The sequence below is a fragment of the Nitrospirota bacterium genome (assembly GCA_016178585.1).
Taxonomy (GTDB): Bacteria; Nitrospirota; Nitrospiria; order JACQBW01; family JACQBW01; genus JACOTA01.
In genome coordinates this window covers 22456-30343 of the sequence record JACOTA010000010.1, presented here as the reverse complement: position 1 = coordinate 30343, position 7888 = coordinate 22456, and the positions used below count along the sequence as shown (strand labels likewise).

Here is a 7888-nt window from a genome sequence, read left to right as displayed (position 1 = left end):
TTCGCACCCACTTATTAATCATGTCATTGCGAGCGAAGCGAAGCAATCTCGCCATCGTGAACCGAGATCGCCACGCACCCTGCGGGCGCTCGCGATGACAGGCAAAACAAGGAGTTACAAATCCTATCTCTGTTCCTGGGTCAATTTTTCAATGGTCTCAAACTGATAAGGTTCCACATCCTTTCCATAATGCCGATGATCTGTTCTCATCTCGTGATTATCATAACCGATGACTCTCTGATCATTGACAATATAAACCAGGGAATATTTATAGCCGTGAGGTTTTTCCTTGGAAACGGACACCTTCCAGAGCTTCATTTCAATTGTATGGCCTAATTCATCTGTAAATTTTCGATACTGAAGGAGCTGCCCTTTCATCACTGGTATCATGAACCAGTGGGCAAGACAAATCAAGACAAATCACTCCGCCCCCTAATCCGTTGTTTCCTTCTTCCGAAACATGCTACACTTTATCTGTTTACCCCGAAATCTTATGAAAATAGCCAGTTCCGAAAGTCATAAAAAATCTTCTAATCACAGGTTTTTCCTCCGGCCCCTCTGGTTGTTTATTCTTCTGGTTCTATTGATGATCTCCATGGGGACCATCTATGTAAAGGGAATCCGCGCGTCTCCATTTTCCAGCAATATTCTTGTGCTGACGATCATGAATCTCAATATCATTCTGGTGATATTGACCCTGATTCTCTTATCCAGAAACCTTGTAAAACTCTATTTTGAGAGGAACGTTCCCAACCTGGGAACCAGTTTTAGAACCCGCCTTATTTTTGCTTTCGTAGGCATTTCACTCATTCCCTCTATTATCCTTTTCTTCATCGCGGCGGTTTTATTATCCACCAGCATCGAAAATTGGTTTAGTCTTCAAGCGGAACGGGCCATCAACGACTCCCTGGAAGTCGGGAGGTCTTTTTATCAACAGGAAGGCGACCTTTCTTTCAGGCGTGCGAAAGAAATCTCACAGGAACTTTCAAAAATTGACATCAAGAGTCTAACCCCCGCGGAACTGGGCGACTTTCTCAATCAAAAAAGAACGAGCCTGGACGTTGAAGGAATCGACCTTTATTTTTCAAACCCAAAAATAAAACCGATTCATTCTTCCAACGCTCTCCAGTCGGTCGGGCATTTAACGGATGACGTCCTGGCCCGGGTGGTTTCAGGAAAAGAACGGTATACGATTATTGAGACGGGCGCCGGAAATCTGGTTGTCAGCCGGGTTAATTTTTCATCCACATTCGAAAAAGAAGTCAGAGGAATAGTTTTAGTCCGGATGTTGATTCCCCAGTCGATGGTCAATAAGATTGAGGACATTGCCGAGGCCTCCGAAGAGTACCGGCAGTTTAAGACCTTTAAAAATCCGATTAAAGGAAGCTATATTCTCTCGTTTTTAATTATTACGCTGGTCATTATGTTTTCTGCCACATGGTTTGGATTCTATCTCGCCCGGGGCATTACCGTTCCTTTGCTTAAGCTCGCTGAAGGCACACAGGCAGTCGCTCAGGGAAACCTTGATTTTAAGATTGATATTCAAGCGAAAGATGAAATCGGCGTTTTAGTCCATTCCTTTAATACCATGACTTCCGACTTAAAATTAAACAAAAATCAATTGGAAGAGGCCAACACCTCTTTGAAAACTTCTAATCTTGAAATCGAACAACGAAGAGCTTATATTGAGGCCATTCTTGAAAATATTGGCACAGGGGTCATTTCCATCAACCAGGAGGGTTTAGTAAAAACCTTTAATCAATCGGCTGAAAAAATCCTGAATCTCAAGGCGTCCGAGGTCATCGGAAAACCTTATCGTGAAGGATTCAAGCCCCTCCATTTAAACGATCTCGTAAAATCCTTTGAAAAAAAAATGGAAAAGAAAAAAATGAACCTGGAGGAGGAGATCCAGATCAAAATCCATCAAAAACTGATGACCCTCAAGGTGATCCTCACGTCGCTTTATAACAACCAGGGAGATTTCCTCGGTGTCGTCATCGTGTTCGACGACCTTTCCGACCTCTTAAAAGCGCAGAAAGTCGCCGCCTGGCAGGAGGTGGCAAGAAGGCTGGCCCACGAAATAAAAAATCCTCTTACCCCGATTCAGCTGGCCTCCCAGCGATTGAGAAAAAAATTTTATGAACGGGCTTCCGACTTTGAAACGGTTTTTGACGAATCGACCAAGATCATCATGGATGAAGTCAACAGCATGAAAACAATGGTGGATGAGTTCTCTCAATTCGCGAGAATGCCGGTGTCTCATCCTGTTTCCATACAACCCCACCGTCTGATCCAAGACATTATTTTTCTTTATCAAAATGCTCATAAGGACGTCCTTTTCCACACGTCATGGGATCCATCCATGCCGTTGATTCACGCCGACCCAGAACAAATAAAAAGAGTCTTTATTAACTTATTTGAAAATTCAATCGAAGCCATGAGCTCTTCCGGTAAAATTTGGGTCAAAACCATTTTTCAACCCGAGCAAAAAAAAGCCCGGTTCGAAATATCGGACGATGGCGTCGGAATTCAACCGGAAGATATGGATAAACTTTTTCTTCCTTACTTTTCCAAGAGGAAAAGTGGAACAGGATTAGGTCTTGCGATCGTCCACCGGATTATATCAGACCATCAAGGCACGATTCGAATTGAGAATAATGTTCCGAGAGGAACGAAAGTTATTATCGAAATGCCCACAACAGCATAGGAAAAAGATATGTCCGCAGATATTCTGATCGTAGATGATGAAGAAGGTATATTAAAAACGCTCTCAGGTATTTTGACAGACGAGGGTTATCAGGTGACCACCAAATCGAGCGGCCGGGAAGCCATTCAGGTTGTTCAAACAGCCCCGCCTCATTTGATCCTCCTCGATATCTGGATGCCTGACATGGATGGAATTGAAACGCTTCAAAAACTCAAGGAAATCTCTCCCCGGCAAACGGTAGTCATGATGTCAGGACATGGGTCCATTGAGTCCGCAGTAAAGGCCATTAAACTGGGAGCCTATGATTTTATAGAAAAACCGCTTTCTTTGGAAAAGGTTATTCTACTGATCAGGCATGCGCTCAACGAGCAGACCCTTGAGCAGGAGAATTTTCATCTGCGAAATCAAATCGAAAAAAAATGGCGTCTCGTCGGTTCGAGCCCCGCCATGAAAAGGCTGCGGGAGCAGATCCAAATGGCCGCGCCATCACAAAGCCGGGTTTTGATTTCAGGCGAAAATGGCACAGGGAAAGAGCTTGTCGCGCGGGCCATCCATGGACAATCGGTCAGGGCGTCCCATCCGTTCATTGAATTGAACTGCGCCGCTATTCCGGATACGTTGATTGAAAGCGAGTTGTTCGGCTATGAAAAAGGAGGCTTTACGGGTGCGACTTCTACTAAAAAGGGGAGTTTTGAGCTGGCGGACCAGGGCACCCTTTTTCTCGATGAAATTGGAGATATGAGTCTCTCGACTCAAGCCAAAGTATTGAGAATTATCCAGGAACAGCGTTTTCAGAGGGTGGGAGGAACGAAAACCCTTTCGATTGATGTCCGTTTAATTTCGGCATCTAATAAAGTTTTAACAGACGAAATAAAAAAGGGGAATTTCAGGGAAGACCTCTATTACAGGCTTAACGTCTTGCCGATTCATGTGCCCCCTTTGAGGGAACGCACGGAGGATATTCCCGAGCTGGTTGACTATTTCCTTGAGGATATTTTGAATCAGGAGGGCATAAAACCCAAAACATTTACCGCCGGAGCCGTTCAATATCTGACGACGATGGACTGGAAAGGGAATATTCGGGAACTCCGAAATTTTATCGAAAGGGTGATGATCATGTCTCCTCAGTCCGTCATTACGGAAAATAATCTTTTAGTTTTGACGGGAAATCCAGCCATACCTGAATTGTTTGCCGTTTCTCCTGAAAAACAGACCTGGTCCCTCAAAGAAGCAAGATCCCAATTTGAAAAAAAATATATTTTGGACCACCTCATTTCAAATGATTGGAACATCACCAAGACCGCCGAAAAGCTTCGCCTCGAGCGGACCCACCTTTATCGAAAAATGAAATTGCTTGGAATTGAAGTAGAAAAGAGGACAAATATCGCATGAGAACCGGCGAAAACCGTCAAGTCAAAATTGAAAAACTGGTCGCAAAAGGAAAAGGACTGGCTCGATTGGAAGATAAAATCGTCTTTGTCCCCTATGTGATCCCGGAGGAAACAGCAGAAATTAAAATCACGGGAATCAAAAAGGATTATCTCCTGGCAAATAAGGTCGCCATTTTGGACCCTTCCTCTTTCCGGGTAACGCCTCTTTGTCCCGTTTTTGAACAATGCGGCGGATGCCAATGGCAAATGATCGACTACCCAAATCAAATGAGCTTGAAAGTTGACCTTTTAAAGGAATCTCTCCACAGAATCGGTAAAATCGACCCGGAGATTTTGTTCCCCGTTCCCTCTCCGCACCCTTTTCACTATAGACAAAGGGTACGATTCCAGACTTCTTATCAAAGTGGAAAAATGATAATCGGTTTTTTTCGGCCCGAATCCAAAGAAATCGTCCCGGTGCAACACTGTTTTATCATCAATCCCCTGCTAAACTCCCTTTTAGAAAAAGTCTCTTTACACCTTAATGACAGTCCTGACCTTTTCCAAACGCTGAAAGAAATGAGTTTCTCTTTAGCTGATCCAAGCGATGAGATTCTTATTGAAATGAAGATGAAAGAGTTTCCAAAAAACGAGGCCATCATGAAAGGTTTCTTAGATTTACCTTTCAAAATAAGAGGGGTGGTCATTACGCGGGAAGACAATAACCAAAAGGTTTTTGGAGAGAGCCGTTTTTTTCATCTCCTTAAAAACCCGCTTAATTCTCAGGAAATTTTTAAAATCAGAAACAGCGCGGGAGTCTTTTCGCAAGTCAACAGGGAAGTCAATTTAAAACTAATGGAAACCCTTTTCTCCTGGGCGCAGTTCTCAGGGAAAGAAAGGGCATTGGAACTCCACAGCGGTCAGGGAAATTTTACTCTTTTATTAGCTAAATCTTCTCACCATTTGACAGCCGTCGAAGAAAACCCTTTGGCGATTGAGGATCTGAAATACAATCTTCAAATCAATCAGATTAGCAACTGTTCCGTAAGAAAAGAAAAGTCCCAGGCGGTGCTGAAAAGGTGGGATAAGATCAAGTTTCCGCTTGATATCTTAATTTTGGATCCCCCGCGGGAAGGAATCGATGGCTCCACCATCGATTCTATTTTAAGAATAGGGCCCGGTCGGATGTATTACATTTCTTGTGATCCGGCAACCCTGGCGAGAGATTTAAAGGTTTTATCAAAAAGCTACAGCGTTGGCCGGGTGGCTCCCTTTGACATGTTCCCTCAGACGGCGCACATCGAAACGCTGACAGAGCTTCGCTTAAAAGCATGAGTTAATCCACAGCCATTTATTTCCAGGGCTGAACCACAACCAGTATCACAATGAAAACCAATAAGAAGGTCGGTATCTCATTTAAAATCCGGTAGAATTTTCCGGATTTTGCCGGGCCACCCCTCTCAAACCCTTTTAGAATACTCCCTAAATAAAAATGATACGAATAAAGCAGAACCAGGAGAATGACTTTTAATTGAAACCAAATTCTAAACAGATTTGACTCCCAGGTCAGATAGAGCAGCAAAAAACCAAAAAAAGCAGTCAAGGTTGAAGCAGGCACCATAATGACCTTCCATAGCTTTATTTGCATGGTCATCAATGTCCTATTGACATTTGGGTCGGAACTTTCTGCAAAATAAACAAAAAGACGCGGAAGATAAAATAACCCGGCAAACCATGAAACAAGAGCAATGATGTGTAAAGCTTTTAACCAGAGAAAAAACAAAGCGCTGTCCTCCTTCTTCCAATTCTATTCAATTCATGTTATGATTTTTACCAACCTATGGACCCCAAACAGATTTTCAACCGTAAACTTTTCGTTTTCCTCCTTGTCACGTTTTCCTATCTTACCACAGGATGCGATCTTTTTTTTCAAGATCCCAGACAAATCTTATACCGACCCGTCACGATAAAAATTGAAAACGCTTCATCAGGCCAGGTTTTGCCAAAGTTGCCGCTTCCTGTTCACCCTCCCGCTCCGTCAAAGACAGAAAATCCCCCCCCCTTCCCCGAAACAGACTCCCTCTGGGGGAAAAAACCGGGTCAGTCCGGATTGATAAAACCGTTTAGCGAAGAAGAAATTCCTTACCTGGGCGGAGACAATTGCTTAAACTCCGTTTTTTTCGATTTGATGGGAATCTCCTATTCAAAAGATTCAGCTCCCGTCTATCACTCGAAAGACTTTCATGAAAATATCCAGGGGTTTGTCAAAGAACCCGCCAATTATTTCTTTTACAAAAACCGTCTTTTTTTAAAAGAGTCCACCTATCCCTATCTTAACGCCGACCATCAATTAATGGTCGGCGATCATATTCCTAAAGAAGAAACTGAACAGGCCATTGACCATTTTTATGTGAACCGGTTAGATCTTTATAAAAAAACTTTCAGTGGAAAAATAAATTCTTTTAAAATTATCTGCCAGTATCAGGGTCAGACCATGGGAGCCGTCAAAGAAGATATTTTATTGAATGTGATGGAATCAGAAAAGTCCTTTATTTTTCTTGCCAGCAAAGAAATTCATATAATGACCCGTAAAAAAGATCAGACGATGCGTTACGTATCCGATTTTATGTTGAGTAAAGAGTTCTTTCAAACGGATTTGCAATTATCACCCAATTAAGATAAACTCCTGATCCTATATCTTATTTAACCTTATGAATTTTCAGGATATTGAAAAAATTAAAAAAACTCTGGCTCGAAGCGGTCATATCTTCGAATACCAGGTTTGCGACCTTTTCGAAAAAAATGGCTGGATGATCGTTCCGAATCGATTTTATCTCGACAAGGATGAAGATAAAGGAAGAGAAATCGACCTGGTCGCTTATAAGATTTCTGAAGTCAAACCCGAAACCGCTGTAATTACCGTGGTCGTCGTGGAGGCCAAACAGAGCCTTAAAAACAAGTGGGTTTTCTTTACCAAGGGAGACTATTCAGGAAGCATCAATTTGAACAATTACCCCTTGTTTTATTTAAATGAAATTCTGGAATTGGAAACTTCCTATCCCGACCAGGAAAAATTTAAGGGCTATCTTTTAAATATGCTTCAAAAAAATAACCTGATGGGTCTGTTTAATTTTGAGTATAAAGCGCACTCCTACGCAGAGGTGTCTGAAGCAAAGGACTCCCAAAAAACGACCCAATCGACTTTTTTTAACGCCACGAACGCCTCGGATATCCATGGGGCAATTTTCCCTGTCATTAAAGCCATTTCGAGCGAGCTGGCCCTTTATGAAAACAGAAAAATCGCCACAAACGAGAAAAGGTTTTATTGGGTTTTTCCCTTGGTGGTCTTTAACGGGGAAATTCTCGAAGCAAGGGTAAAAGAAGGAAATATCGACCTGCTTGAAAAAGATGAAATTCAGTATGTCACAAGGTACACATCGAAGCGGTATGATGATTTTTATTCAATTAATGTCATTCGATGGCAAAGCTTGATAAAATACATCAATCTTTATAATCAGATGCATGAGACATTGATTAACCAAATCAATGCCGATATCTAATGTATTAAATGTTGTTGCATTTCATCGTAGGGGCAGGCCCCTGTGCCTGCCCTGGGCAACCACGGGGAGTTGCCCCTACAAGAAATATGTCACCATTATTATTACGTTCGTATTAAGTAAAATATTACCCGGGGATGTGGCGGAACTGGTAGACGCAGCAGACTCAAAATCTGCCGGGGGCAACCCCATCGGAGTTCGATTCTCCGCATCCCCATCCTGTTTAAAAAAAGAGGCAAACGGTTAAAAACCGT

7 protein-coding genes and 1 tRNA gene are annotated in these 7888 nt (G+C 42.6%); 6 read left to right on the top strand and 2 right to left on the bottom strand.

What is annotated here, in order from left to right; genetic code table 11:
• Positions 1–123 precede the first annotated feature (123 nt).
• Positions 124–378, bottom strand: a complete 255-nt coding sequence (locus HYR79_01275; protein ID MBI1820318.1) for a hypothetical protein — start codon at positions 376–378, stop codon at positions 124–126.
• Between the two features lie 115 nt (positions 379–493).
• Between HYR79_01275 and HYR79_01270 the strand changes: the two genes are divergently transcribed.
• From HYR79_01270 to rlmD, 3 genes are read left to right on the top strand one after another with little or no spacing between them, the layout of a single operon-like run.
• The gene (locus tag HYR79_01270) at positions 494–2707 is read left to right on the top strand and encodes a HAMP domain-containing protein (GenBank protein ID MBI1820317.1); all 2214 of its coding nucleotides are present in this window, start codon (positions 494–496) and stop codon (positions 2705–2707) included.
• Positions 2708–2716: 9 nt separating this feature from the next.
• On the top strand, positions 2717–4099 hold the full coding sequence (locus HYR79_01265) for a sigma-54-dependent Fis family transcriptional regulator (protein MBI1820316.1): 1383 nt from the start codon (positions 2717–2719) through the stop codon (positions 4097–4099).
• On the top strand, positions 4096–5412 hold the full coding sequence (rlmD, locus tag HYR79_01260; GenBank protein MBI1820315.1) for a 23S rRNA (uracil(1939)-C(5))-methyltransferase RlmD: 1317 nt from the start codon (positions 4096–4098) through the stop codon (positions 5410–5412). Before HYR79_01265 ends, rlmD begins: the two co-directional genes overlap by 4 nt.
• A 16-nt stretch (positions 5413–5428) precedes the next feature.
• Here the strand turns inward: rlmD and hemJ are convergent, their stop codons facing one another.
• Positions 5429–5860 (bottom strand): protoporphyrinogen oxidase HemJ, encoded by a 432-nt coding sequence (hemJ, locus tag HYR79_01255; protein MBI1820314.1) that lies wholly within the window; start codon positions 5858–5860, stop codon positions 5429–5431.
• A gap of 57 nt (positions 5861–5917) precedes the next feature.
• Between hemJ and HYR79_01250 the strand changes: the two genes are divergently transcribed.
• The 3 genes from HYR79_01250 to HYR79_01240 all read left to right on the top strand — a co-directional run bounded on the left by HYR79_01250 (position 5918) and on the right by HYR79_01240 (position 7851).
• The gene (locus HYR79_01250) at positions 5918–6754 is read left to right on the top strand and encodes a hypothetical protein (protein MBI1820313.1); all 837 of its coding nucleotides are present in this window, start codon (positions 5918–5920) and stop codon (positions 6752–6754) included.
• Between the two features lie 34 nt (positions 6755–6788).
• On the top strand, positions 6789–7637 hold the full coding sequence (locus tag HYR79_01245) for a hypothetical protein (protein MBI1820312.1): 849 nt from the start codon (positions 6789–6791) through the stop codon (positions 7635–7637).
• 130 nt (positions 7638–7767) lie between these two features.
• Positions 7768–7851 (top strand) — tRNA-Leu (locus HYR79_01240).
• The last annotated feature ends 37 nt before the right edge of the window (positions 7852–7888 follow it).